This window comes from Aquirufa salirivi, from assembly GCF_045310485.1.
Lineage (GTDB): Bacteria > Bacteroidota > Bacteroidia > Cytophagales > Spirosomataceae > Aquirufa > Aquirufa salirivi.
In genome coordinates this window covers 174,401-199,320 of sequence record NZ_JBEWZH010000006.1, presented here as the reverse complement: position 1 = coordinate 199,320, position 24,920 = coordinate 174,401, and the positions used below count along the sequence as shown (strand labels likewise).

The following is a 24,920-nucleotide window of genomic DNA, read 5'->3' as shown; positions in this document are numbered from 1 at the left end:
CCAGCGTGAAAAATATGCGTTGAAAACAAAACAGGCGGCCCGAATGGGCCGCCTGTTTTAACATATTGAAATCGTGATTTTCGATTATTCGAAGATATAACGAATTCCTAATTGAGCTTGCCAAACGTTATTTACATTGATTGATTTTACAAATGAATCACGTAATAAGATGGTTTCATTAGCTCCTGAAGCATTTTGAATAACCTGAGTACCAATTTGATAAGTAACTGTTCCGTTAGACGCTGCAGTGAAGCGCAATGGGTTAGCGTTTGTTGGAACCCAACCTACACCCCAAGTATTATCAATTAAGTTACCCACGTTCAAAATATCGGCACGTAAACGGATGATATTTCTCTTGTTCTTACCAGTCTTAATGTGGAAATCTTGTTCCACAGTAAAGTCAAAACGAGTTAACCAAGGTGAATAAGCACCATTACGCTCAGCATACATACCACGACGGTTTTTCAAGTACTCGTTTCCATCGATGAAAAAATCAAATGCAGCAGCTTGTTCGGCTGGAGTATACGTACGACCACTTACTGTCAATGGTGTGAAAGTTAAATCCGAAGCTTTGTAAGGAACAAAGATTAAGTCATTGGTTTGACCATCTCCATTGAAGTCTGTTCCAAAAGTATAGGACTGACGGTAACCACTAGAAGACACCGCACCTAAAGTAAACATGGTAGAACCACCTAATTTACCACCATAATTTAAACGATAATTAACAAATCCTACAAAACGGTGACGCAAGTCGTTATCTGAGAATGAAGTTCCCAAATAGTTTTGACCATATTCAGTAGCAATATTGGCTTGTACCGTAGATCCTACCGATTGAATATCTTTAGCTACAGCATAAGTATAACCTAACATACCACCAAATCCATCAACTGTTGGTTTCTCTAATTTGGCTGTGAATGAATAAGACTCACCTTTATCTGTATTAGTTAACACAAATACGTTAGTAGTTGCCGAGTTAATGAAACGACCAGCAGTATTGAAACGATTACGGTTATCTGGACCAACAAAATTAGCCGCGGGTGCTTTTAAGTTGGCATCAATGTAACGTAAAGAATTAATGTTCTTATTGTAGATAGCCTCCAATGTTCCTACTAAGCCCCATGGCAATTTCTTGTCGATGGCAAAGTTAGTTTTCCAAATCATTGGGTTTTTCAAATCCTCCGTAGAAGCATTCACTACATAAGCTGGCAATTTATTGATGTCAGTAGTAGCTGGCTTATAAACAGTCGGATTCAATGTAAATGGATATGCTGTTGTGTTAGTAGCTGAAATAACTGCTGTATTCACACCATTATTACCCAATTGGTTAGACACCAATACTTGAGGAATTCTAGATACGAAGAAACCAGTACCACCACGAATTTGTAGCGATTTATCTCCATTCACATCATAGTTAAAACCGATACGTGGTGAAACTAATAATTTCGCTGGAGGAAAAGCTCCCGTATTTACTTTCAAATCTTGACCTTTCTCATCTTTGTAAGTTAAACCTGCTACGATTGGATTGTAAAAATCAGCAGAAGTAGAATTGTCATAAGAGAACAAATCAAAACGAATACCACCTGTAACTTTGAATTTCTCTGAAACTTGGAATTCATCCTGTACATAAGCTGAGTAAGTCGAAATCTTCAATTGTTGTAAAGGCTCAGCACCATCAGGCAATAAAGAGTAACGGTAGTTAAAACGAGGCATCACTACTGGAGAAATTGCCAAATTTGGATTGGCTTTATAAGCTAAAGCCGCCGTTTTAAAATCGTTGATTGAGTTAAATACATAAACACCATTCGATGAAGGGAAGAATACGTTATTTGACACAAAATACTCATAGCTTAATCCGAATGTGAATGTGTGCTTATCACTGAAATAAGTCAAATTGTTCGTAAAATTCAAAGTCGAATAATTCAACTTGTTATTCGGAGTAAATGGATCCATACCTAAAGCGGTATAAGTAGAACCATCTTTTAAGATATCAATGGTTGGAAACAAAGCTGTTTGAGCTCTATCTTCAATTTGCTTATTATATGTCGCAATAAAGTTGTTCGCAAACTTCGAATTAATCGTAGAGTTTAATTCTGCTACAATGGAACGCGTGTTATCTTGAATAATATAACCTGTATTTTGTGGCGACAAGGCTAAAGCTGAGTTAGTACGATTACCATTTCCAGCCGTATTACTACTGTTTGAATTGGAAATGATGGATCCTGATTGAGAGTCGTGTTGGGAATAACGAATCGTCAATTTGTTGTTGTTATTGATGTTATAATCCAAACGCAACAAACCTTTCTTAGAAGTAACCTCATTGTTGAAGTTATCGATAGCACCAATTTCATAGTTGAAATTAGTCTTCATGAAATTTCCTAAATCTTCGATATCAGAAGCCAACACACGAGAAACGTTACCCGTAGCACCTGAACGGTTAGCTGACCAGTTTAAAGCTGGTGTAGAACTCTTGAATTCTTCGTAGTTAGCAAAGAAGAATAATTTATCCTTAATTAAAGGTCCACCTACACGGAAACCAGTTGTTTTTTCAGAAATATTAATGGAAGGTAAATCTCTCCCATCTGCTTTCTTTCCTACTAAATCACTATTTCTAAATATATGATATGCCGAACCTGTAAAATCGTTGGTTCCAGAGCGAGTAACGGCGTTGATACCGGCACCTGCAAAACCCGACTGACGAACGTCAAAGGGAGCAATGTTAATTTGAATTTGCTCAATCGCATCCAAAGATACCGCTGTGGTTCCTGTACGACCACCTGCTTGAGATGAACTACCTAATCCAAAACCATTATTAAATACAGATCCGTCAATCGTGAAGTTATTGAAACGTGAATCTTGTCCAGCAAATGAACGTCCGTTACTATACGCATTATATTTAGTAATATCATCGATAGTACGTCCGATAGTCGGCAATCCGTTGATCGTTTCTGTAGAAAATGAAGTAGCCGCTCCAGTTCTGTTTGAACTAAACAAATCTGAACGAGATGACTTAACCACCACTTCTTGTAATTGTTGACCTTCTTCTTCTAATTTAAAACTTACGTTTGTCGAAGTTCCCAAACTAGTGAATAAGTTATCTTTTACCTGATCTTTGTAACCAACAAAAGTTACTTTTAACACGAATGGTCCACCCACACGAACACCAATTAGCGTATAGCGACCAGCGGCATTGGTAGCTACTCCATACTTGGTACCTGATGGAGTGTGTACAGCTAAAACGCTAGCACCTGGCAAAACTTCTCCTTTAGCATCGGTAACTGTACCAGTAAAAGAGGAGCTTGTAACTTGAGCAAATAGCTGCCCAATCGGCAATGCCATCAAAAGCGCAAAAAACGCCCCCAATAACACAGAATGAGTAATAAATCTTTTCTGCATAAATTTGGAATTTAGTTATAATTGAGTTGAAAGATATTTACACAAAATAAATGTAAAAAATCAAATACTACAACTGTTTGATAAAAGTCATATAAAGTAAAATTGTACTAATCAACTGATAATTAGAACTTATAAAGCATTTTCTGTAAATATTTACATGTATAGGCTCATCTAATTGTACTATTTTGCCTTAAATCTTAACACAAACTTAATTTTTAATTATTTAAAGAATATTTTTGTATCACTGAATTAAATTTATCGATCTTGGACACTAGCATAAAACTGACCTCGTTTTCCCATGGAGCGGGTTGTGGATGTAAAATTTCACCTCAAATTTTAGATCAAATTTTACATACGGATACCCCTAAAAAAAACCATCCATTACTTTTGGTAGGAAATGAAAGTAGAGACGATGCTGCCGTATTTGATTGGCAAAATGGAGAAGCGGTTATTTCTACTACAGACTTTTTCATGCCCATCGTGGATGATCCTTTTGATTTTGGAAAAATTGCTGCGACCAATGCCATTTCAGATATCTATGCTATGGGTGGTTCGCCCCTCATGGCCATCGCCATTTTAGGATGGCCCATTGATAAATTAGCTCCAGAAATTGCCAAAAAAGTATTGGAGGGAGGGCGTGCTGCCTGTGCCGAAGCTGGAATTCCTTTGGCAGGTGGACATTCCATTGATTCCCCTGAACCTATATTTGGTTTAGCCGTTACGGGTAAAGTCAAAAAGGAACATCTAAAACAAAATGATCAGGCTACCGAATCTTGCTTGTTATATTTAACCAAGCCATTGGGTGTAGGTATTTTAACTACAGCTCAAAAAAGAGGTATTGTTAGTCCTGAGGACCTAGCCATCGCAGTCAAGCAAATGAGTACACTCAATCAATTTGGGGAAAATTTAGGGCCCTTAGACTATGTTAAATCCTTGACTGATGTGACAGGTTTCGGTTTATTAGGTCATTTAGTCGAAATGTGTGATGGATCTGGAGTCAGTGCTCAATTATATTTTGATAAAATTCCGGCCCTTCCACAGATTAATTTTTATTTGGAACAAAAATGTTTCCCAGGTGGTACTTCTCGAAATTGGGCAAGTTATGGACACCGTGTAGAAGATGGCATATCGGAAATCCAACAACTTATAGGTGCTGATCCACAAACATCTGGTGGTTTATTGATTGCTGTAGAAGCCACATCTCAAGCCGAATTTGAATCTTTCGCACAAAGCCAAGGATTTAACCTACAAGTAATCGGAAAAACTCTTCCTAAGAAAGAAAAAGCAATTTATATTCAATAAATGAAACTATACTTCAGAAAAGTAGGAGATCAAGGCCCTGCCATCATCATTCTACATGGTATATTTGGTTCATCAGACAATTGGTTGGGCATAGCCAAAGTCCTTTCAGATAAATTCCAAGTGTATTTAGTAGATCAAAGAAATCATGGGCAATCTCCCTGGTCAGATGAGTTTGACTACCAAGTCATGTCGGAAGATTTATTGGAATTCATACAAGAGCATGCATTGAACAAACCCATCATCATGGGTCATTCCATGGGCGGAAAAGTTGTGATGCAATTTGCCTTAAATCATCCAGATCTAGCACAAAAAATGGTGGTCGTTGACATCGCACCTAAATATTACCCTGTACATCATACGGCCATTTTGGAAGGTTTAAATAGCTTGGATTTAACAAATCTTGGAAGTAGAACCGAAGCCAATGAACATTTAAAACGATTTGAGGAAAAAGAAGGAGTTCGTCAATTTTTATTGAAAAATCTTTACCGAAATGATCAGCAAAAATTTGCTTGGCGAATAAATGTGCCTGTAATCACCAAGAACATTGATGTAGTGGGTCATGAACTTTGGGTTAAAGACTCCGTGGATATTCCTGCCTATTTCATCAAAGGTGCTGAATCTCATTATATCCAAGCGGAAGATGAGCGTTATATTGCTGAAATTTTTCCCAATTTTGAGCTGATAGAAATCCCTCATGCAGGTCACTGGGTACAGGCAGACCAACCTGAAGAATTTGTCGAGGTTTTACGAAGTCTTTTATGAAAATCTATTTGATTCCTTGTCCTATCGCTGAAAATACTGCGACTCAAGTATTGGCACCTGAAGTCAGTCAAGCCATTTTAGCTTGCCAGCATTTTTTGGTTGAAAATGTACGTACAGCACGCAGATTTATCAGTGAATTAAAATTAGGCATCAAGATCGAAGACTTAGTTTTTGAAATATTAGATAAAGACAGTAGCGAATCGCTTGTAGAAAAGTTCATTCAAACGCAAGCCCAAGCTAATCATTCGATTGGTATCATATCCGAGGCAGGTTGTCCTGGAATTGCCGATCCTGGTGCTTTAGCTGTATCCATTGCGCATAAATTACAAATAGAAGTTGTCTCCTTGGTTGGCCCTTCTTCTATCCTACTGGCCTTAATGGGTTCTGGATTTTCGGGTCAAAGTTTTTGTTTTCATGGTTATTTACCCATAGACAAAAATGCCCGCATCAAAAAGATAGAACAATTACAAAAAGAAGTAGAGAAATCAGGGCAAACTCAATTATTCATTGAAACACCCTATCGTAATAATGCCCTATTGTCCGATTTATTGCTAAGCTGCCCCAAGCATCAATTAATTTGCATTGGCTGTGATATTCAATCACCAACAGGTTTTATTCAAACCAAAACGGTAGAAGCTTGGGGGAAATCACTTCCCGATTTGCATAAAAAACCCTGTTTATTCTTAATAGGGCAACATCAATTTACAGGAAATAAGTAATTTGCATCCAAAACAAATCATTCGTGGTATATAAAGAAGTTTTTACCTGTAATCCATTTCAAGAAAACACCTATTTACTTTGGGATGATGCTGGGAATGGAATCATTTTTGATCCAGGCTGCCACAATTACGAAGAAAGAAAAATTATCACCGACTTCATTGAATCCAACAACATTCAATTGAAGTATTGCCTCAATACCCATGCCCACATTGATCATGTCTTGGGGGTGCATTACTTTAAAGAGCATTTCAAGATTCCTTTTGCTTTACATCCTAAAGATTTACCTTTATTGAAAGATGCGGCGAATCGGGCGGCGGTTTATGGCTTTCCTGCTTTCCAAGCTGTGGAAGTAGACCGTTTTTTGGAAGACGATGAAGTCATTGAAATTGGAGAAATGAAGTTAAAGGTATTGTTTGTTCCAGGACATGCACCAGGACATGTAGCCTTTTATCTGGAAGAGCAAGGCTGGCTATTGGATGGAGATGTACTTTTTAGGCGAAGTATTGGCCGAACTGATTTCCCACTTTGCAATCACGCAGACTTGGTAAATAGTATTCAGAATCAATTGTATGTATTACCTGAAGAAACGGAAGTTTTTCCGGGTCATGGAGGAAGTACAACTATTGGCGTAGAAATGATTCAAAATCCATTTGTAAGAGCATAATATGTCCATAAAAAAAGAAATACCCAATACCTTAACCTTAGGCAATTTATTGGCTGGCTGTTTTGGCATCTATTTTGTCATGCAAGGACATATTTTATGGGCATCCTATTGCATCATTATTGCATTGATATGTGATTTCTTGGATGGTTTTCTAGCTAGGTTATTGCATGCATATTCAGATTTAGGCAAAGAGCTGGATTCCTTGGCCGACATGGTATCCTTTGGTGTATTACCTACATTCATGCTTTTTCATTTGGTTGAAGCCAGCTGTGGAACACAATGTTCTGTGGGCCTATTCGGCTTTTATAAACCATTTATCGTTTTTTCTTTGGCCATTTTTTCTGCTTATCGATTGGCAAAGTTCAATGTAGATACCCGACAAAGTGATCAGTTTATTGGCGTACCGACTCCTGCTAATGGAATCGTGATTACAGCTTTGCCTCTCATTTTAGAGTTTCAACCGGAGTTTAGTGACTATGTACTTAATTTTAAAGGTTTATTGATCTACTCTGTGATCATGAGTTATTTACTCGTGTGTGAGTTGCCCTTAATGGCCTTTAAGTTTAAAACTTGGGATTGGAAAAGCAATCAAATTAAATTCATTTTCCTAGTTTTTTGTGTTGCTGGACTGATTTTCCTTAAATTTGTAGCATTGCCACTGTTAGTTGCATCCTATATTCTCCTTTCAGGAGTTCTTTACATACTAAATACCCAAAAAAAATGAAATTTTTAGCTGAAATTAATGTAATGCCTCAAAAAGAAATCCTTGATCCACAAGGTAAAGCTGTGCGTATAGGTTTACAAAACTTAGATATTCATCAGGTGGCTGATGTGCGTATTGGCAAACATATCCAGCTACAAATAGAAGCTAGTTCGGAGGCTGAAGCCAACGAAATTGTCACCAATGCTTGCAAGAAATTATTAGCGAACTTGATTATGGAGGAATTTGACTTCGTATTGAAAGCAATCTAAATATTAAGGGAATCTGTTGGAGTCATTTCCGACAGATTCCTTTTAAAATTGACCTGTTTGCAATAAGACCAAGGTACAGGCTTCATCTGTCAATATTCCCTCCATTTCTAGGCTCTTCCTTAGCTTTTCATTTTCGGTGCCAGGATTAAATATCACCCTTCTAGGTTTTAGTTTTCGTAGGTAGTCCAATAGTCCATCTTGATTTTGTGGACCTACATACAAAGTGACCGTATCTACGTTATCCTCGATCCAATCATTGGGATGGATTATTAATCCCAACAATTCTCCTTTTTTGATCCCTACCAAAATAATTTCATGCCCCTTTTGGTGCAACATTTGGGCCGCTAAATAAGAATAACGTTGGGGATTTAGTGAGGCTCCGTAGATTAAAACTTTCATGAAATTAAGGATCAAATTGACAAGCAAAAATACTTATTCTTTTTCGATTCGAGTGGCCTTGGAGGTATTAATGAATAATTAGTCTAATCATTTCAAAAGGAACTTCCACTTTAAAATATATCCATAAGCTTATTTGAAGCTAATAAAAACAAATTCCCTATGGCCTTTGACACAATAGAAGACTTTAAGAAGTATGTAGTACACAAATACAAGAAAGAAATGAAATGTATTTATAAATATGGACATTGACGCAATGAAAACAATTTGACGACCATCCTTACAAGAAATATCAAAGATGATAAAAAGGCAATTGGCAAAATTATATCACCAGATATATTCATCACGCATATTAAGTATGATTCCTCGCTTTGACGATGCATGTCAAAGAAGTAAAACTGAGTCAAATCAATTTAAAACCACTCATCCTTTTTTTCAAGTAAAGAATCAAAATGTTTAACAATTTTAGCCATTGTTTTTCGTTTTGACCTAAACTATTGCAATTCGAAACAACAATTAAATTGCGATTACTACCGTTCTATAATACGTACAATTAATACTATGACCGCCTTAAAAAACTATTGGAATGAGCAATGGAAGCGCATTCCGTTCCCTGAATTTGATAATCAAATTCACTATGAAATCTCTAATTATGGCCGAGTAAAAAGCTTTCAGAATAATCCAGAGGGTGATCTGATTCAAGGTTCAATGATTCAAGGATATCGTTCACTCAACATTCGCTTTCAGCAAAAATCAGCTAATCGCTACATCCACAAATTAGTGGCGCAGTGTTTTATTGATAAAAAAGAGGAATCCGACAATTTTGTATTGCATATGGATCATGACAAAATGAATAACCGAGCAGAAAATTTAGCTTGGGGAAATCGTAGTTTGGTCACCTCTCACAATAAAAATAACCCCAGTGTCATTAATCGTCAAATTCCGAAAAGAACCAAAAATTATAAGCTGACGGAAAGCAAAGTTTTGATGATTAAAAAGATGCTAAAATCAGAAAAAAGCCGTTTTAAAATGATTGCCAAGCAATTTGGTATCACCCATACACAGCTAAACCGCATTCGTTCGGGCGAAAACTGGAAACATGTTAAACTAGAAGAATCAGGAGTCATGTAAAAAAAGGAGCGATTAAATAATCGCTCCTTTTTTTATTAAAATAATGCCGATGCTATTGATCGGACACTATCTGATTTGCTCATGGTATAAAAATGCAAAGCTGGAACACCCGCTTGGATCAATTCTTTACCTTGTTGAATAGCCCATTCAATTCCTGCTTGTTTAATCCCTGCAGGATTAGAAGCAGATAACACGGATTTAGCTAGTTCTTGTGGAATTTCCAAATGAAAAATAGCTGGCAATACTTCCAATTGTTTTGCTGTAGCAAGTGGTTTAATCCCTGGTATAATAGGTACTTGAATACCTATGCTTCGACAAGCTTTTACAAAATCAAAGTACTTTTGGTTATCAAAAAACATTTGGGTAACAACATAATCAGCCCCAGCATCTACTTTTTGTTTTAAATAGTGTAGGTCGGTATCTAAAGAAACTGCTTCGAAATGCTTCTCAGGATAAGCAGCTACTCCCACACAAAAATTCGTAGGGAATGATTCGGTTTCTTCGTACAACAAATGTCCCTTATTCATTCGACTAATTTGTTCCACCAATTCATTGGCATAGGCATGTCCACCCAATTTAGGAATAAATCGATCCTCCCCTTTTTCTTGATCACCACGAAGGGCAAGCACATTTTCAATGCCTAAATAATGTAAATCAATCAAAAAATCTTCTGTTTCTTCCTGCGTAAATCCTCCACAAATAACGTGAGGAACAGCTTCCACCTTGAATTTTTGCATCAATGCCGCGCAGATACCTAAGGTGCCTGGGCGTTTTCTTATAGGAATTCGCTTTAACTCCCCATTGACCAATTTCTCTATAAATTCTTCACGATGGTAAGTAACTTCAATAAAGGGTGGCTTAAATTCCATCAATGGCTCTATATGCCTCATTAATTCCCCTAAATGTTGTCCTTTGACGGGAGGGATAATTTCGATGGAAAATAAGGTTTTGCCTCCTGAATTCTTAAAATACTCGGTAATTTTAGTCATATGTTATGCATCGTAATTTAATACAGGACTTAACCAGCGTTCAATCTCCTCTACTGGCATCTGCTTGCGCTGGGCGTAATCCACCACTTGGTCTTTGGTAATTTTACCTAATCCATAATATGTTGATTTAGGATGCGAAAAGTAAAAACCTGAAACAGAAGATGCAGGATACATGGCATAACTTTCTGTTAATTGTATCCCAATTTTATCTTCGGCATCTAACAATTCAAACAGTCGCTTCTTTTCTGTATGGTCTGGACAAGCTGGATAACCAGGTGCAGGTCGTATACCCTTGTATTTCTCTGCAATAAGATCTTCATTGGATAAATCTTCACCACGTTCATATCCCCAAAATTCCTTACGCACACGTTCATGCAATAATTCTGCCAAAGCTTCCGCCAAACGGTCAGCTAAAGCTTTCACCATGATGGAATTATAATCATCGTGTGCTTTGTCATACTTTTCAAGTAGGGCCTCAATACCAATACCGGCAGTTACAGCAAATGCTCCTACATAATCAGTCTCCCCTGTTTCTAAAGGCGCCACAAAATCACTTAAACAGTGATTCGCTAAATTGGCCGCTTTTACATTTTGCTGACGTAAATGATGCAGCCATTGACTCGAATCAGAAGTTGAATCATTTTTCTGAATCTCATATTGAACATGGATATGCTCTCCATGCTTTTCACAGGCTACTTTATTTTCATTGACTTTAATTTCATGTAAAATAATGTCGTCTCCAAAAGCATTTGCTGGGAAAAATCCAAGTGCAGCTTTCGCCTGCAAGGATTTATCTCGAATAATTTCAGCCAGTAAATCTTGTGCATCTTGGAATAGTTTCTTGGCTTCATGACCAACTACTGCATCATCAAATATGCGAGGGTATTTACCACTCAATTGCCAAGTAGCAAAGAAAGGCGTCCAATCAATGTATTTAGCAATTTCAGCCAAAGAATAATCTTCAAAATACTTGACACCCAAGAAATTAGGTTGATGGGATTTAAAATCTGTCCAATCAATTCCTCGTGATTTTTGTCTGGCTTGATCAATTGTCAAATAGTTTTTCTCTTGTTGACGCGCGGCATGTTGCACCCGTATTTGAGCATATTCCACTTTGATTTCGTTGAATATTTCCTTCTGAGATAATTCACTCTGCAATAATCTACCCGCCACAGGTACAGAGCGTGAAGCATCCAATACGTGAATAACAGGTCCATCGTAATGTGGATCAATTTTTACTGCAGTGTGTAAGCGAGAGGTTGTAGCTCCTCCAATTAACAAAGGTATGGTAAAGCCCATACGCTTCATTTCTTTGGCTACGTAAACCATCTCATCTAAACTAGGGGTAATTAACCCTGACAAACCTAAAATATCCACTTGGTGCTCTTTGGCAGCTGCCAAAATCTTTTCGCAAGATACCATAACACCTAGGTCAATAACTTCATAGTTATTACATGCTAACACGACACCTACAATATTTTTACCGATATCATGCACATCACCTTTAACCGTGGCTAATAATATTTTTCCAGCAGAAGAGCTCTCTCCTACTTGTTTTTCTGCTTCAATATAAGGCAACAAATAGGCTACCGCCTTTTTCATGACACGGGCAGATTTTACCACCTGTGGTAAAAACATTTTTCCCGCACCAAACAAATCACCCACCACATTCATTCCATCCATCAAAGGACCTTCAATCACTTGGATTGGGCGTTCAACTAGCTTTCTAGCTTCTTCGGTATCCTCATCAATAAACTCCGTCAAACCCTTGATTAACGCATGTTCAAGGCGCTTATTGACAGGCATTTTCCTCCACGCATCATCAAATACTTGTTCTTTTCCGGAGGACTTAACCGTATCGGCAAAAGCCACTAATTTCTCCGTTGCATCTGGGTTTCTATTGAGAAGTACGTCTTCACACAAATCCCGTAATGGTTGAGAAATTTCATCGTAAACACCTAACTGACTGGCATTAACGATACCCATGTCCATACCCGCTTGGATGGCGTAGTATAAAAATACCGTGTGCATGGCTTCACGAACTACTTCGTTTCCTCGGAAAGAAAATGAAATATTAGAGACTCCGCCTGATACTTTGGCATGAGGAAGATTTTTCTTGATCCAGGCTGTGGCTTGAATGAAATCATTGGCATAATTATTATGCTCTTCCATTCCTGTAGCTACAGTCAAAATATTCGGGTCAAAGATGATATCCTGAGGTGGGAATGCCACTTCATTGACTAAAATATCATAGGCTCTTTGACAAATTTCGATACGACGTTGGTAAGAGTCCGCTTGACCTTGTTCATCAAAAGCCATAACCACCACAGAAGCCCCGTATCTTTTTACTTTTTTAGCTAATTCGATGAACCGATCTTCGCCTTCTTTCAAAGAGATCGAATTCACGACTGATTTACCTTGAACGCACTTCAAACCTGCCTCGATGACCTCCCATTTGGAAGAGTCAATCATGATAGGCAAACGAGAAATATCAGGTTCAGACATCAATAAATTCAAGAATTGAGGCATCATTTTGACCCCGTCAATCATCCCTTCATCGAGGTTGACATCCAATATTTGAGCGCCCCCATCTGCTTGTTCTCTGGCTATGGCTATAGCTTCTTCAAAATTCTCCTCACGAATTAAACGGGCAAATTTCTTAGAACCCGTCACATTACAACGCTCCCCGATGTTGACAAAATTGGTTAATTCTGTAATCTCCAGCGGCTCTAAACCAGACAGTTTTTGGTTTGAATTATCGCTTGGTAATTGATGAGGAGGATACTTGGCTGCCGTTTCAGCTATTAAGCGAATGTGTTCTGGAGTGGTTCCACAACATCCACCAATGATATTAATAAAGCCATTTTGTAAATAATCCTCAATGACCAAAGCCATTTCTTCTGGACTTTGATCATATTCACCCATTTCGTTCGGTAGACCTGCATTGGGGTGAGCTGAAACTAAAAAGGGTGATTTATCAGAAAGTGTCTTGATGTATGGGCGCATTAAATCTGCTCCCAAAGCACAATTTAAACCTACCGACAATAAAGGCATGTGCGCAATGGAAGTCAAAAATGCCTCCGTGGTTTGACCAGAAAGCGTTCTTCCAGAAGCATCCGTAATAGTCCCAGATACCATTACTGGCAAATAAGGTTTATCTGGATTTTGATTGAAATACTGATCAATAGCAAAAAGTGCTGCTTTGGCGTTTAAGGTATCAAATACCGTTTCAACCAAAAGCAAATCAACACCACCATCCACCAATCCCTTTACTTGCTCTTGATAGGCCTCAACCAGTTCGTCGAATGAAACAGCTCTAAATCCTGGATCGTTGACATCAGGAGATAAAGACAAAGTCCGGTTGGTAGGCCCAATGGAACCTGCCACATAACGTGGTTGATCTGGATTTTTCAGACTATACTCATCAGCGACTTCCTTGGCTATCTTGGCTGATTCAAAATTCAATTCATAAACCAAATCTTCCATATGGTAATCTGCCATGGCAATGGAAGTACCTGAGAAGGTATTGGTTTCAGCAATATCTGCCCCAGCCTCAAAATATTTAGCATGAATTTCCTTAATGACATCTGGCCGTGTAATGGACAACAAGTCATTATTTCCTTTTACCTCGTGAGGAAAGTCTTTAAATCTTTCTCCGCGGTAATCGGCATCTGTTAATTGATATTGTTGAATTAAGGAACCCATGGCACCATCTAGCACCAAGATTCGATCTTTCAAACGATCCAAAATATTTTGTTTCTGCATATAGATATAAACCTTCTCCGAATCGTACAAAAATTCGAATATTCACATAAAAATCTGATAAAGATACACCTTTTGCAGGTTTAGATAAAGGGAATTTAATTTAAAGGAAGCCTAATTTCTTGATTTTTTCTAAATCAGAAGGACTATCAATTCCAACCGTTTCATGTTGGGTTTCGATGAGTTTAATTTGAAATCCATGCTGCAACCAACGAAGCTGTTCCAACATTTCAGCCTTTTCTAAACTAGAAACGGGTAATTGACTTAAGATGGGTAAAACATCTGTGCGATAGGCATATAATCCAATGTGCTTAAAAAAGTGATGGTGATCAAACCAATCCTCGGTAGCAACACCGCGTAAATAAGGAATGGTTTGACGAGAAAAATACAAAGCATTATGTTGATCATCCATGACCACCTTAGGTACATTGGTATTGAACAAGGTTAGTTCGTCGTGAATTTCTTTTACCAAAGTCAGAATTGGTGCATTACTTGCAAATCCAGAGCTAAGCTCTAGCAATTGATCGGGGTTAATGAAAGGTTCATCTCCTTGTATATTCACTAAATAATCCACTGGACTATCTAAATAACTTAATATTTCGGCACAGCGGTCGGTACCTGATTGATGTGACTCATCTGTCATCATGACTTCCGCACCAAATTTCTTGGCTACCGAAAAAATACGTTCATCATCAGTAGCAATGATGATTCGTTCCCATCCGGGAACGGATGCAACTTGATCATAGGTCCGTTGGATCATGGGTTTCCCTCCCAAATCAACCAATGGTTTTCCTGGAAAGCGAGTAGAAGCATACCTAGCTGGGATTACGGCTACGACTTTTTTGCCTTGCATCATATTCAGATGTACGTTAATTGATAGAATATTGCCAAATTTGCACATTATTTGCCTAGAAACCTTTCGTCTGTCTTGAAAAAAAAATTCCATTACCGTTTTCCACAACATATCTGGAGCCTAGGCTATTGGGGATCAAAAGATACTCCCAAGCTTTGGATTGAGGCGAAAGATGCTCAGCAAGGAAATTGGTATTCCTACGATTTTGAAAACAATGAAATCAGCGTTATTTCATCGATTCCATCGCATAGTAGTCATTTGCAATGGTTAAAAGGCAGAGAAAAACTAGGGATTTTTGTTCGTTTACAATCAGGAAAGAATCCAGGAATTGAAGCCATAGAAGCCTATGATTTACAACAGGGGAAATGCCAATATGTGATTGAAAGCCAACAAGCCAAAGAATTAAGCGAAGATCAGCTGATTATCCAACAGGGGAATTCTGTATTGCTATTGGATTTGGATACTGGAACAATATTGAGTGAACAAAAAACCTCACCTGATTTGGCAAGTTTTTCTTTTGAAAGTCCGCATCATATTGAAGAAAGTCAGGAACAATTTAGTGCCTTCAAACAATTTTTTAGTTTAAAATTCAGTTTACAGATTGCAAAGGGTTTGGATTATTGGGAAGGCGAGGATAAGCTAATTTTTTCTTATTATCTTTACGATGGTGCTTGGAAAAATTACCTGCTGGTCTGTGACCTTAACTTCCAAATTTTACTGCATGAATTACTGGAGGAGGGTGAATTAATGGGATATCATACCTTTCAAATTTTCCAAAATCACCTTTTATTTATTCAACAAAAGCTACAACTAGAAATCTATGAATTTTAAATCATTTATACTCTTCCTATTTATTTGTGTGGGTATTTCCTTACAAATAAACGCCATTACGGTAGATTCACTTGGCTTAAAAAAAGAAAACAATAAAACATATATCGTATTTAAAGTAGGTGCTAAACAATCCTTGTTTTCTATACTTCGTCGATATAATTTATCCTTAACAGAATTTAAACAGGTTAATCCAGAAATTGCCATTCCAGTAAAAACAGGAGAATTGGTATTTATTCCACTGCATTATTTGGAGGAAAGTCCGAGTATTTTGAAAACCATTGACAAGCCAAATGAAGCAAGTGTGGCACCGGTAGCCAATGAAAAAATGGTGGAAGATGGAAACAAGTCAGATAAAGGGATACATATAGTAGCTAGAAGACAAGGTTTATTGACTATCGCCAATATGCATCAGGTGACTATGGCTCAAATCAGAAAGTGGAATAACTTAACTTCTGATCGATTACAAGAAGGTCAACGATTGATTATTGCTGAACCTAGTGCTGCTACGAGTATTGACAAGACAGGTCTTTTGCCTAGCAAAATGGAAAAGACTACTACAAGTACAGAAGCAAAAATTGACATGACTTTACCCGTCGCCAAAGAAAACCCAGCAGCGGCTAGCACTACACCAGAAGGAAGTACAAGCCAAGAAGGAATTCGTAAGACCATTGAGACTGGAATTGCTGAACTAATCGATGTTCCAGATAATTCAGGAAAGTATTTGGCTTTACATAAATCTGCTCCTATTGGAACATTGGTATTAGTGAAAAATTTGGCCAACAATCAAAGTATATGGGTTAAGGTGATTGGAAGATTACCGAATACCGACAATAAAGTTATTATCAAATTATCCCCTAAAGCATTTGAGCGATTAAATGCCATTGATAAACGTATTCGAGCTGAAATTAGTTATTTAGTTCAATAAGATGGCGAAACGTAAAAGACCCATTACCGCAGGAAATGTAGTATTTGAGATATTTTTTATCTTATCCTACCCTTTCATTGCTACATTTTCGGTTTTAGTAACCATTTTGGTTTGGATTTTCTCCTTACCTTCCAAAATCATAGCCTTCTTTGGTTCAAAAAAATAGGACGATGCAGCAGGAACTGGCTGAGCTACTGAATAATAAAGTGGCATTTTTCAATCATCCTAGATTCATTGAACATGATCCCATTTCTATCCCGCATTTATTTAGTCAACAGCAGGATATAGAAATTATGGGATTTTGGGTTGCGATGTTAGCTTGGGGGCAGCGAAAAACCATCTTGCAAAAAGGAAGAGAGTTAATTGACTTAATGGATGGAGCACCTTATGATTTTGTCATGAACCATCAATCTAAAGATCTCCAAAGGTTTGAATCCTTCAAACATCGAACTTTTAATAGTACCGATACCTTGTATTTTCTTTCATTTTTTCAAAGACATTATCAGCAGCATCCTAGTTTAGAAATGGCTTTTACCCAAGGTGAATTTAATTCGGAAAATGAAAGTATAGAACAAGCCTTGAATGGGTTTTACGGCTATTTTTTTGATTGTGAATGGGCTCCCAAAAGGACGAAAAAACATGTGTCAGCTCCATTAAAAAACTCTGCATGCAAAAGATTATGCATGTTTTTAAGGTGGATGGTAAGGAAAGATGAGGCAGGAGTAGATTTTGGAATTTGGTCAAAAATATCTCCCAAACAATTAATTTGTCCTTTAGATGTGCATTCGCAAAGAACAGCAGAAAAATTAGGCTTAGTAAAGACTGGCCCCACTACTTGGAAGAAGGCCTTAGAGCTAACCCATGTATTAAAACAAGTTGATGCAACAGATCCTGTGAAATATGATTTTGCTTTATATGGCATGGGAATAGAAGATAAAACACGATGGAAATAAACTTTTTTGATTCTGCCGATGGCCGAGTTGTTCAATTAAAAAATCCACAAACTGGTGAATCCGCAGAGATTTTACAAGATGTAGGTGGTGCATTAAAAAGCCTCCATGTATTGATACAAGGAAAGCTTGAAAATATTATTACTATTCCACAGGAAGGTCAATATTCCATGACAGAAAATGACTTATATCCAAGTGCCTTACTTTGTCCCTGGGTTAACCGAGTAAGAAATGGAAATTATTCTTTTTTAGGAAAAAACTACCAATTACCCATCAATGAAAAGGCTTTGGGTAATGCCATTCATGGATTTTTGGCGAGAAGAAACTTCGAATTAGGCCATCAAGAATGCAATCAGGAATATGCCCGAATAGAACTAATTTATACCTACACCGGTGATTTTGAGGGTTATCCCTTCCCATTTCAATATACCTGGGAATTCACGTTGTACTCCCATGGGAAATTGGATGTTTCGATGAAATGTCAAAATACGGGAGAAGGCGAAATGCCATTTGCCTGTGGCTGGCATCCCTATTTTCAAATACCAGGAACAGATTTGGTTGATTACCACATTTTCTTTCAAGGAAAAAGTCGATTTTTATCTGATTCACAAATGATTCCTATGAAAGAGGAATTGCTGGAAATGAAAGACGGATTATCCTTTAGAACTCAACAAATTGACCATGTTTTCCGATTAAATCCTAGCGAAATTCATGTGACTGAGTTAGTTGATACCAAACTAAAAAGGGCGCTTTTTGTGCAGCAATCAAGTCAATTGTTCCCATTTCTGGTAGTTTTTGCTCCAGCCAATGAGCAGTGTGTAGCGATTGAACCCATGACAGCCAATACGGATGCGATGAATACGTTGGACGGACTAATTCAGTTAAAATCGAAAGATTTTTTTCAAGGAAATGTACAAATTTGGGTAGGAAATCCGTTAGAGCACACAAGGTAGAACAATCATTTTTGTACATTTGTCTCATGAAGGTCCATTTTTTCCTAATTTTCGCTGGCATTTTTATTGCTTTTCAGTCGATGGGCTCGATGAAACCTGACAGTGTCGTAAGAAAATGGAAGCAGGAATTCACCACGGGTATAAACCTAAATCAATCAAGCTTTAGTGATAACTGGAAAGGTGGGGGAACTAATACATTCGCGACAGGCTGGTATTTAAACCATTCGGCTAATGTGCAAAATAATTCATGGCGCTTAGCGAGTGATTTACAAATGCAGGTCGGTTTTTTACAAAATAGGACACAAAGTTTACGTAAAAACGTAGACCGTATTTTTTATGAATTTAAAGCAGGTTATCGGATTAGTCCTAAATGGGACTACTATGGTTCGACCAACTTTCAAACCCAGTTTTTTCAAGGTTTTGAATACAACAAAAAAAATAGTGTTGGCATACCCATTGATTCCATTACTTCATCCATTTTTGCGCCTGCTTATTTAACTACATCGATGGGTTTTGAATACCATCCTCAAAAGGCATTTTACACGCGATTTGGTATAGGTAGTTTACGTCAAACCTTTGTTTTGGATGAACGAATTTCACGTGCGGGGCTATATGGTTTACAAAAACCAGGAGATAATATCCGTAATCAGTTTGTATTTCAGTTTTTGGCCAACGTGGATAAAAACATTTTTGAAAATGTAAATTTAAAAGCTCGATATTCTGCTTTGATGGACTATTTCCGATTCGGTGTTTCCAATGGTATTGTGCATCGATTTGATGCTAATTTAACCATGAAGGTGAACAAATACCTGAGCACTAATGTGCAAGCAGTCTTATTTCGAGATTATGACCAGGACCCCAATTGGCAGTTTTCTCAGATATTGTCAATGGGCTTGTTGTATAAAATCACGAAGTAGGTAATTTAGGTATTAGTGATTAGTTATCAGAAGAATGTAGAATGTAGAATGAAGAATGTAGATAAAACTAATAACTAATCCCTATGAACTGAACACTACTATTCCCTAAAAACTAAACCCTAATAACTAATACCTAAGAACTGAAAACTACTAATAACTAATAACTAATCCCTAAAAATCCCTTACTTTTTTCTTTGTAAATAACGATCATACAATAGTTGGATGATTCCGTCTTTTAGTCCTAAGTCGGGCACAAAAATTTCTTCACACTCAGCGGTTTTCATAGCAGCCAAATAAATAGACGCAGCGGGAACAATGACATCTGCACGGTCCGTATTCAAGCGCAATTTGTGCACTCGCTCTTCGTAAGTAAATGATGCGACATAATCTGAAATGCGTTGTAATTCAATGAATTGCATCATTTTAGACTCATTTACCTTTTCTGAGATATTATACAATTTACTAATGTTCCCTCCGGTACCAACGGCAATCATTTCCCCCGGGATTTCCATTTTTTGTTGGGTTATCCATTTTTGCATCTTTTCCCAATCACCCTCTTTCTCTTTACCTTCTAGTAGACGAACGGATCCTATTTTAAAGGATTTTGAGGCCAATTTTTGGCGATTGTGGTAAATGTTTAATTCGGTAGAACCTCCACCTACATCGATATGTAAGTAGTTTTTCTTGGGATGCAAAGATTGAACTACCACATCATTGATCAACTCCGCTTCTCTACTACCATCAATCACATTGATCTTCATATCTAAAATTTTATGGATACGAGTAATGATATCAGTAGCATTGGAGGCTTCCCTCATGGCAGAAGTAGCACAAATGGCATAATCCTTTACTTCATGTAAATCCATGAGTAATTTATAGGCATGTAACAGCTTAAAAATACGGACTTCTGAATCAGGCGAAATGATCCCATCAATGAATACGTCGTGGCCTAAACGTAAGGCGAAACGCACATATTCTATACGTTTAAAGCTAATGACTCCGTCATTTTCCAATACACTGGAAATTTGTAGTCGGGCAGCATTGGAACCTATATCAATAGCAGCAAATTTCATACGGTAAGGGGTTTGTGTAAGTAAAAACCATTGGCACGAGCTTCAAAATCTATTTCTGTCCCCAAAACAAAAAGCAATTGCCGACGATCAATTAACAAAGGAATTTCATCAATCACATATTCTTCATCAAACTCAGTTTTGGAATCAAAACCTAAAACATAGGTGCCACCACAGGTACCTCCTTTCATCCCAACTCGAATAAAAGGCTCAGGCATTTTACCTTCTTGAACCAAGGGCAATAAATTGGCCTTGGCACTTTCAGTAAATCGAACAGGAGCTTCTGTATTAGCCATGGAAAAAAACGATTAGCAAAACAAAATTAGCTAATTTTAGGTGACCAAAATCTAGATTGTTCATTTAACAAAAATTAAATTTTTGGATGAACAATATTTACTACACAGATGGGTTAAGAAAGAATAAAATAATACAACATGACGTATTCGATACTTTGGGCTGACGACGAAATTGATTTATTAACTCCTTATATACTTTTCCTTGAAAACAAGGGCTATCAGGTGACAACTGTGAATTCAGGGGCTGATGCCTTGGAATTGGTAGAGAAGCAAAAATTTGATGTGCTTTTTTTAGATGAGAATATGCCTGGCATGTCGGGCTTAGAAGTATTGATTTCCATCAAACAAATTAGACCGAATCTTCCAGTAATCATGATTACCAAATCAGAGGAAGAAGAACTGATGGAAGATGCCATTGGATCTAAAATTGCTGATTACTTAATTAAGCCACTCAATCCCAATCAGTTACTACTTTCCGTTAAACGTATTTTTGACAAAAAGCGTCTGGAAGAGGAAAAAACCAATATCAGTTACCAACAAGAGTTTAGGGCATTATCCTTACAATATCAAGACCAATTGAGTGCCAAAGAATGGGCTGATATTTACAAAAAATTACTGTATTGGGAACTTGAAATTGACAAAACGGAAAACAAATCAATGGCGGAGGTTTTAAGTAGTCAAAAATCAGAGGCCAACGTACATTTTAGTAAATTCATTGAGAATTCATATGAAAACTGGCTACAAAAGCCTGATACTGAAACGCCTATACTTTCTCATTTAATGATGCGCAAGTATGTATTTCCTAAACTGAAAGAGAAAAGTCCTCTTTTCTTTATTCTGGTGGATAATTTACGTTTTGACCAATGGAAAATATTGGAAGGATTTATACAAGATTATTTCCAATTGGAGCAGGAAGAAACGTATTATTCCATCTTACCTACCACAACAGCCTACGCACGAAATGCCATTTTTGCGGGCATGATGCCTTTAGAAATACAAAAAAACTATCCAGATAAATGGATATTTGATTTGGGAGATTCCGAAGATGAGGAAGGCTTTAATCAATACGAAGAATTCTTTTTACAAGAGCAATTGAAGCGATTGAGAATTAATGCCAAAGCATCTTATCATAAGATTATACATCAATACCAAGGGAAAAATTTAGTAGATAATTTCAGTAAATTATTGACGAATGACTTAAATGTGATCGTTTACAATTTTGTGGATATGCTTTCCCATGCGAGAACAGATATGGCTATGATTAAAGAATTAGCACCAGATGAATCAGCTTATCGAAGCTTAACAGCTAGTTGGTTTTTGCACTCTCCCCTTTTTGACCTATTAAAAAGAATTTCGGATAAGAAAGGTCGCGTGATTATCACCACCGACCATGGGATGATTCGGGTCCAAAATCCCATTAAAATTGTGGGGGATAGATCGACGAATACCAATTTACGCTATAAGCAGGGAAAAAATTTGAATTGGGATAATACCAATAAAATGATGGTTTCTCGAAGACCTGAGCAATTGTTTTTACCAAAGCCCAATGTGTCTACTACCTATGTGTTTAGTAAAGAAGATTATATGTTTGCCTATCCTAATAATTACAACCATTATGTGAATCACTACCGAAATACCTTCCAACATGGTGGCATATCGCTGGAGGAATGTATCATACCTGTGGTGTACCTAACGGGCAAGTAAAGCTGAAGCCGCGCTATGGGGTTAAACGGGGAAAGATGATGAAAAGCTGAGGCAGTGCTTCGACTCTATATGCTATCTACAGGAAAGATATTCCCTCCTTCGCATTTGAGAAATTTACCGGTAACTTGGCGCATGGTATTGTAATCATGACTTGCCATCAAAATAGCAGTTCCTTGTTGGTTTAATTGCTTAAACAATTGCATAATTTCTAAGGAGACTTCTGGATCTAGATGCCCAGTAGGTTCATCCGCTAATAAAAGTACTGGATTATTTAATATGGCTCTAGCGATACAGATACGTTGCTGCTCTCCTCCGGAAAGTCGATGTACCCGTTTCTGAATCGCATTGCTCATACCTACTTGAGCTAAAACTTGCTCAATACGGTAACGAATTTCATCTGGATTGGAGTGACCGGTAGCCTCCAAAACAAAGGATAGGTTCTTTTCAACATTACGGTCAGTCAACAATTGGAAGTCTTGAAAAACAAATCCAAGTTTACGACGTAGGAAAGGCACATCGCTACTTTTAATATCATTCAATGAATAGCCTGCCACATGGGCAAGACCTAATTCAATGGGTAATTCGGCGTAGATGGAGCGAAAAAGTGTACTTTTCCCACTTCCTGTTTTGCCAATTAAATAGGCAAAATCCCCCTCATTCATCTCCAAATTGATATTTTGCAAGGTAGGAATACCATCTTGCAAAATAGTGACATTTTCAAAAGATAGAACGGCCATAAGATTGCTTATTTATTCTTTGCTTTTTCGTAATCAGCCAAGAAAGTAGCTAAACCGCTATCTGTCAAGGGATGTTTTAATAAAGCTAGAATAGCAGATAATGGACCAGTCATCACATCTGCTCCGACTTCGGCACAATTAATAATGTGCATCGGGTGACGAACAGAAGCGGCTAAGATTTCCGTTTCAAATTCATAATTATCATAAATTAATCGAATTTGTTCGATCAATTGAATTCCATCATAAGAAATATCATCCAAGCGTCCAATGAATGGAGATACATAAGTAGCACCTGCTTTGGCAGCTAACAAAGCTTGACCAGCAGAAAATACTAAAGTACAATTGGTTTTGATACCGCGATCAGAAAAATATTTAAGGGCTTTTACACCGTCTTTGATGATCGGTATTTTAACCACGATTTTATCATCTAATTCTGCTAATTCCTCACCCTCACGAATCATTCCAGCGAAGTCAGTAGCAATAACTTCGGCGGAAACATCTCCATCAACGATATCACATATAGCTTTATAATGCTTTAAAACTTGATCTTTTCCACTGATGCCCTCTTTGGCCATCAAGGATGGATTGGTAGTAACACCATCTAAAATACCTAGATCTTGTGCCTCTTTAATGTGTTCTAAATTGGCTGTATCGATAAAAAATTTCATGAGTAGGATTGGTTAAAACAAAAAAATGGCAAATTCACCGCTACAACCAACTTACCCTTGCTTCGATCAAGACCTGGGGGATTCAGCGGGAGCTGGTAATTTGCCATTGCAAATATAATAAAAAATGCCCCTTTTTTCAAAATACATACCGATATTTTAGCGCTAGGCATTAACTTTGATGATGCTATTAATTAACATGCGTATCCTAAAAACCTGGCCCTTAGTTGCCTGTCTCCTCGTAGCCCTGTTATCTTCTTGTTCATCTTCATCCGATGCTTGGCTAGAAGAAGCTAAAACTCGCTTAAAAAAGGGTGAATTAGTATCTGCCCGAGAAGCTTTAAAAAAATCCATTGAGAAAAACCCTGGTTCAGCCGAAGCTTATAATATGTTGGGAGTAATTGATTTTCAAGAGAAAAAATTCGTAGAAGCAGAAAGTAATTATCTCAAAGCTACGGAATTAAAGCCCTCTTTATATCAAGCTCAATTAAATTTAGCGGCAGTAAGAATGGAGAAATCTGAATGGGAAAAAGCATTGGCTCCATTAGAAATTGCCATTAAAAATGCTCCAGATTCGGCTTCGGCATATTTACAAAGAGGAATTGTTTGGGCAGCTTTGGCTAAACCTAAACTTGCATTGACGGATTTCACGACTTGCTTGGCTAAGAACCCCCAGGAAATCAATGCCTTGTACAATCGCGGAAATATTTACTATCAAGGGGGAAACCTAACAGAGGCAGCCAAGGACTTTGAAAAAACTGTTGAAATTAATCCTACATTTGGCAAAGGTTATTATGCCTTAGGATTAAGTTTATACCAACAAAAATTGAGCGAAAAGGCTTGTCTAGCATTTCAGCAAGCCAAAAAAATGAATTATCCAGGGGCCAAAGAGGCTGTCCATAAACTCTGTGAATAACACCTAAACCAT

The 24,920-nt window shown here is 37.5% G+C and carries 24 protein-coding genes; 15 read left to right on the top strand and 9 right to left on the bottom strand.

Annotated features, from left to right (window positions below):
• Positions 1-84: 84 nt before the first annotated feature.
• Positions 85-3,393, bottom strand: coding sequence for a TonB-dependent receptor (locus U0R11_RS09815; RefSeq protein WP_406751523.1), 3,309 nt, complete (start codon positions 3,391-3,393; stop codon positions 85-87).
• Positions 3,394-3,657: 264 nt separating this feature from the next.
• Here U0R11_RS09815 and selD point away from each other — a divergent pair, with 264 nt between their 5' ends.
• The 6 genes from selD to purS are packed head-to-tail and all read left to right on the top strand — an operon-like array spanning position 3,658 to position 7,813.
• Positions 3,658-4,695 (top strand): selenide, water dikinase SelD, encoded by a 1,038-nt coding sequence (gene selD / locus U0R11_RS09810; RefSeq protein ID WP_406751522.1) that lies wholly within the window; start codon positions 3,658-3,660, stop codon positions 4,693-4,695.
• Entirely contained in the window at positions 4,696-5,457 is a 762-nt protein-coding gene (locus tag U0R11_RS09805) for an alpha/beta fold hydrolase (protein ID WP_406751521.1), read from the top strand.
• On the top strand, positions 5,454-6,176 hold the full coding sequence (locus U0R11_RS09800) for an SAM-dependent methyltransferase (RefSeq protein WP_406751520.1): 723 nt from the start codon (positions 5,454-5,456) through the stop codon (positions 6,174-6,176). Before U0R11_RS09805 ends, U0R11_RS09800 begins: the two co-directional genes overlap by 4 nt.
• A 23-nt stretch (positions 6,177-6,199) precedes the next feature.
• Positions 6,200-6,841, top strand: coding sequence for an MBL fold metallo-hydrolase (locus U0R11_RS09795; RefSeq protein ID WP_269009509.1), 642 nt, complete (start codon positions 6,200-6,202; stop codon positions 6,839-6,841).
• Position 6,842: 1 nt separating this feature from the next.
• A complete protein-coding gene (locus tag U0R11_RS09790; protein WP_406751519.1) occupies positions 6,843-7,565 on the top strand; it encodes a CDP-alcohol phosphatidyltransferase family protein in 723 nt (240 codons plus the stop codon).
• Complete coding sequence (gene purS / locus U0R11_RS09785) at positions 7,562-7,813, top strand: phosphoribosylformylglycinamidine synthase subunit PurS (RefSeq protein ID WP_166375587.1); 252 nt, start codon at positions 7,562-7,564, stop codon at positions 7,811-7,813. The genes U0R11_RS09790 and purS overlap by 4 nt, the downstream gene beginning before the upstream one ends.
• A 42-nt stretch (positions 7,814-7,855) precedes the next feature.
• Here purS and U0R11_RS09780 read toward each other — a convergent pair whose 3' ends face one another.
• A complete protein-coding gene (locus tag U0R11_RS09780; protein WP_406751518.1) occupies positions 7,856-8,212 on the bottom strand; it encodes a CoA-binding protein in 357 nt (118 codons plus the stop codon).
• 558 nt (positions 8,213-8,770) lie between these two features.
• On the opposite strand from U0R11_RS09780, the gene U0R11_RS09775 reads away from it, so the two are divergent.
• Complete coding sequence (locus U0R11_RS09775) at positions 8,771-9,340, top strand: NUMOD4 domain-containing protein (RefSeq protein WP_406751517.1); 570 nt, start codon at positions 8,771-8,773, stop codon at positions 9,338-9,340.
• Between the two features lie 35 nt (positions 9,341-9,375).
• Here the strand turns inward: U0R11_RS09775 and metF are convergent, their stop codons facing one another.
• The 3 genes from metF to kdsB form a co-directional block, all read right to left on the bottom strand.
• On the bottom strand, positions 9,376-10,329 hold the full coding sequence (gene metF, locus U0R11_RS09770) for a methylenetetrahydrofolate reductase [NAD(P)H] (protein WP_406751516.1): 954 nt from the start codon (positions 10,327-10,329) through the stop codon (positions 9,376-9,378).
• A 3-nt stretch (positions 10,330-10,332) separates the two neighbouring features.
• Complete coding sequence (gene metH / locus U0R11_RS09765) at positions 10,333-14,094, bottom strand: methionine synthase (RefSeq protein ID WP_406751515.1); 3,762 nt, start codon at positions 14,092-14,094, stop codon at positions 10,333-10,335.
• Positions 14,095-14,194: 100 nt separating this feature from the next.
• On the bottom strand, positions 14,195-14,947 hold the full coding sequence (gene kdsB, locus U0R11_RS09760; RefSeq protein ID WP_406751514.1) for a 3-deoxy-manno-octulosonate cytidylyltransferase: 753 nt from the start codon (positions 14,945-14,947) through the stop codon (positions 14,195-14,197).
• A 72-nt stretch (positions 14,948-15,019) separates the two neighbouring features.
• Between kdsB and U0R11_RS09755 the strand changes: the two genes are divergently transcribed.
• Genes U0R11_RS09755 through U0R11_RS09730 form a run of 6 tightly spaced genes read left to right on the top strand, consistent with a single transcriptional unit; the run spans position 15,020 to position 19,520 of the window.
• Complete coding sequence (locus tag U0R11_RS09755; protein ID WP_406751513.1) at positions 15,020-15,775, top strand: hypothetical protein; 756 nt, start codon at positions 15,020-15,022, stop codon at positions 15,773-15,775.
• Positions 15,765-16,700 (top strand): septal ring lytic transglycosylase RlpA family protein, encoded by a 936-nt coding sequence (locus U0R11_RS09750; protein WP_406751512.1) that lies wholly within the window; start codon positions 15,765-15,767, stop codon positions 16,698-16,700. Before U0R11_RS09755 ends, U0R11_RS09750 begins: the two co-directional genes overlap by 11 nt.
• A 1-nt stretch (position 16,701) precedes the next feature.
• Positions 16,702-16,866, top strand: a complete 165-nt coding sequence (locus tag U0R11_RS09745; RefSeq protein ID WP_166375595.1) for a hypothetical protein — start codon at positions 16,702-16,704, stop codon at positions 16,864-16,866.
• 4 nt (positions 16,867-16,870) lie between these two features.
• Positions 16,871-17,653 (top strand): TIGR02757 family protein, encoded by a 783-nt coding sequence (locus tag U0R11_RS09740; RefSeq protein WP_406751511.1) that lies wholly within the window; start codon positions 16,871-16,873, stop codon positions 17,651-17,653.
• Entirely contained in the window at positions 17,644-18,603 is a 960-nt protein-coding gene (locus tag U0R11_RS09735) for an aldose 1-epimerase (RefSeq protein ID WP_406751510.1), read from the top strand. Before U0R11_RS09740 ends, U0R11_RS09735 begins: the two co-directional genes overlap by 10 nt.
• A gap of 26 nt (positions 18,604-18,629) precedes the next feature.
• Entirely contained in the window at positions 18,630-19,520 is an 891-nt protein-coding gene (locus U0R11_RS09730; protein WP_406751509.1) for a DUF3078 domain-containing protein, read from the top strand.
• 182 nt (positions 19,521-19,702) lie between these two features.
• Here U0R11_RS09730 and U0R11_RS09725 read toward each other — a convergent pair whose 3' ends face one another.
• A complete protein-coding gene (locus U0R11_RS09725; protein WP_406751508.1) occupies positions 19,703-20,593 on the bottom strand; it encodes a Ppx/GppA phosphatase family protein in 891 nt (296 codons plus the stop codon).
• Positions 20,590-20,886, bottom strand: a complete 297-nt coding sequence (locus tag U0R11_RS09720) for a HesB/IscA family protein (protein ID WP_406751507.1) — start codon at positions 20,884-20,886, stop codon at positions 20,590-20,592. Before U0R11_RS09720 ends, U0R11_RS09725 begins: the two co-directional genes overlap by 4 nt.
• Before the next feature lie 138 nt (positions 20,887-21,024).
• On the opposite strand from U0R11_RS09720, the gene porX reads away from it, so the two are divergent.
• Positions 21,025-22,590 carry a T9SS response regulator signal transducer PorX gene (gene porX, locus U0R11_RS09715; protein ID WP_406751506.1) on the top strand — a complete coding sequence of 522 codons (1,566 nt, stop codon included), beginning with the start codon at positions 21,025-21,027 and terminating at the stop codon, positions 22,588-22,590.
• 65 nt (positions 22,591-22,655) lie between these two features.
• On the opposite strand, the gene U0R11_RS09710 is transcribed toward porX, so the two are convergent.
• Positions 22,656-23,327: a cell division ATP-binding protein FtsE gene (locus U0R11_RS09710; RefSeq protein WP_406751505.1), complete on the bottom strand. Its 672-nt coding sequence runs from the start codon at positions 23,325-23,327 to the stop codon at positions 22,656-22,658.
• 8 nt (positions 23,328-23,335) lie between these two features.
• Positions 23,336-23,995 carry a fructose-6-phosphate aldolase gene (gene fsa, locus U0R11_RS09705; RefSeq protein ID WP_406751504.1) on the bottom strand — a complete coding sequence of 220 codons (660 nt, stop codon included), beginning with the start codon at positions 23,993-23,995 and terminating at the stop codon, positions 23,336-23,338.
• A gap of 181 nt (positions 23,996-24,176) precedes the next feature.
• Between fsa and U0R11_RS09700 the strand changes: the two genes are divergently transcribed.
• Complete coding sequence (locus U0R11_RS09700) at positions 24,177-24,908, top strand: tetratricopeptide repeat protein (protein WP_406751503.1); 732 nt, start codon at positions 24,177-24,179, stop codon at positions 24,906-24,908.
• Positions 24,909-24,920 lie beyond the last annotated feature (12 nt).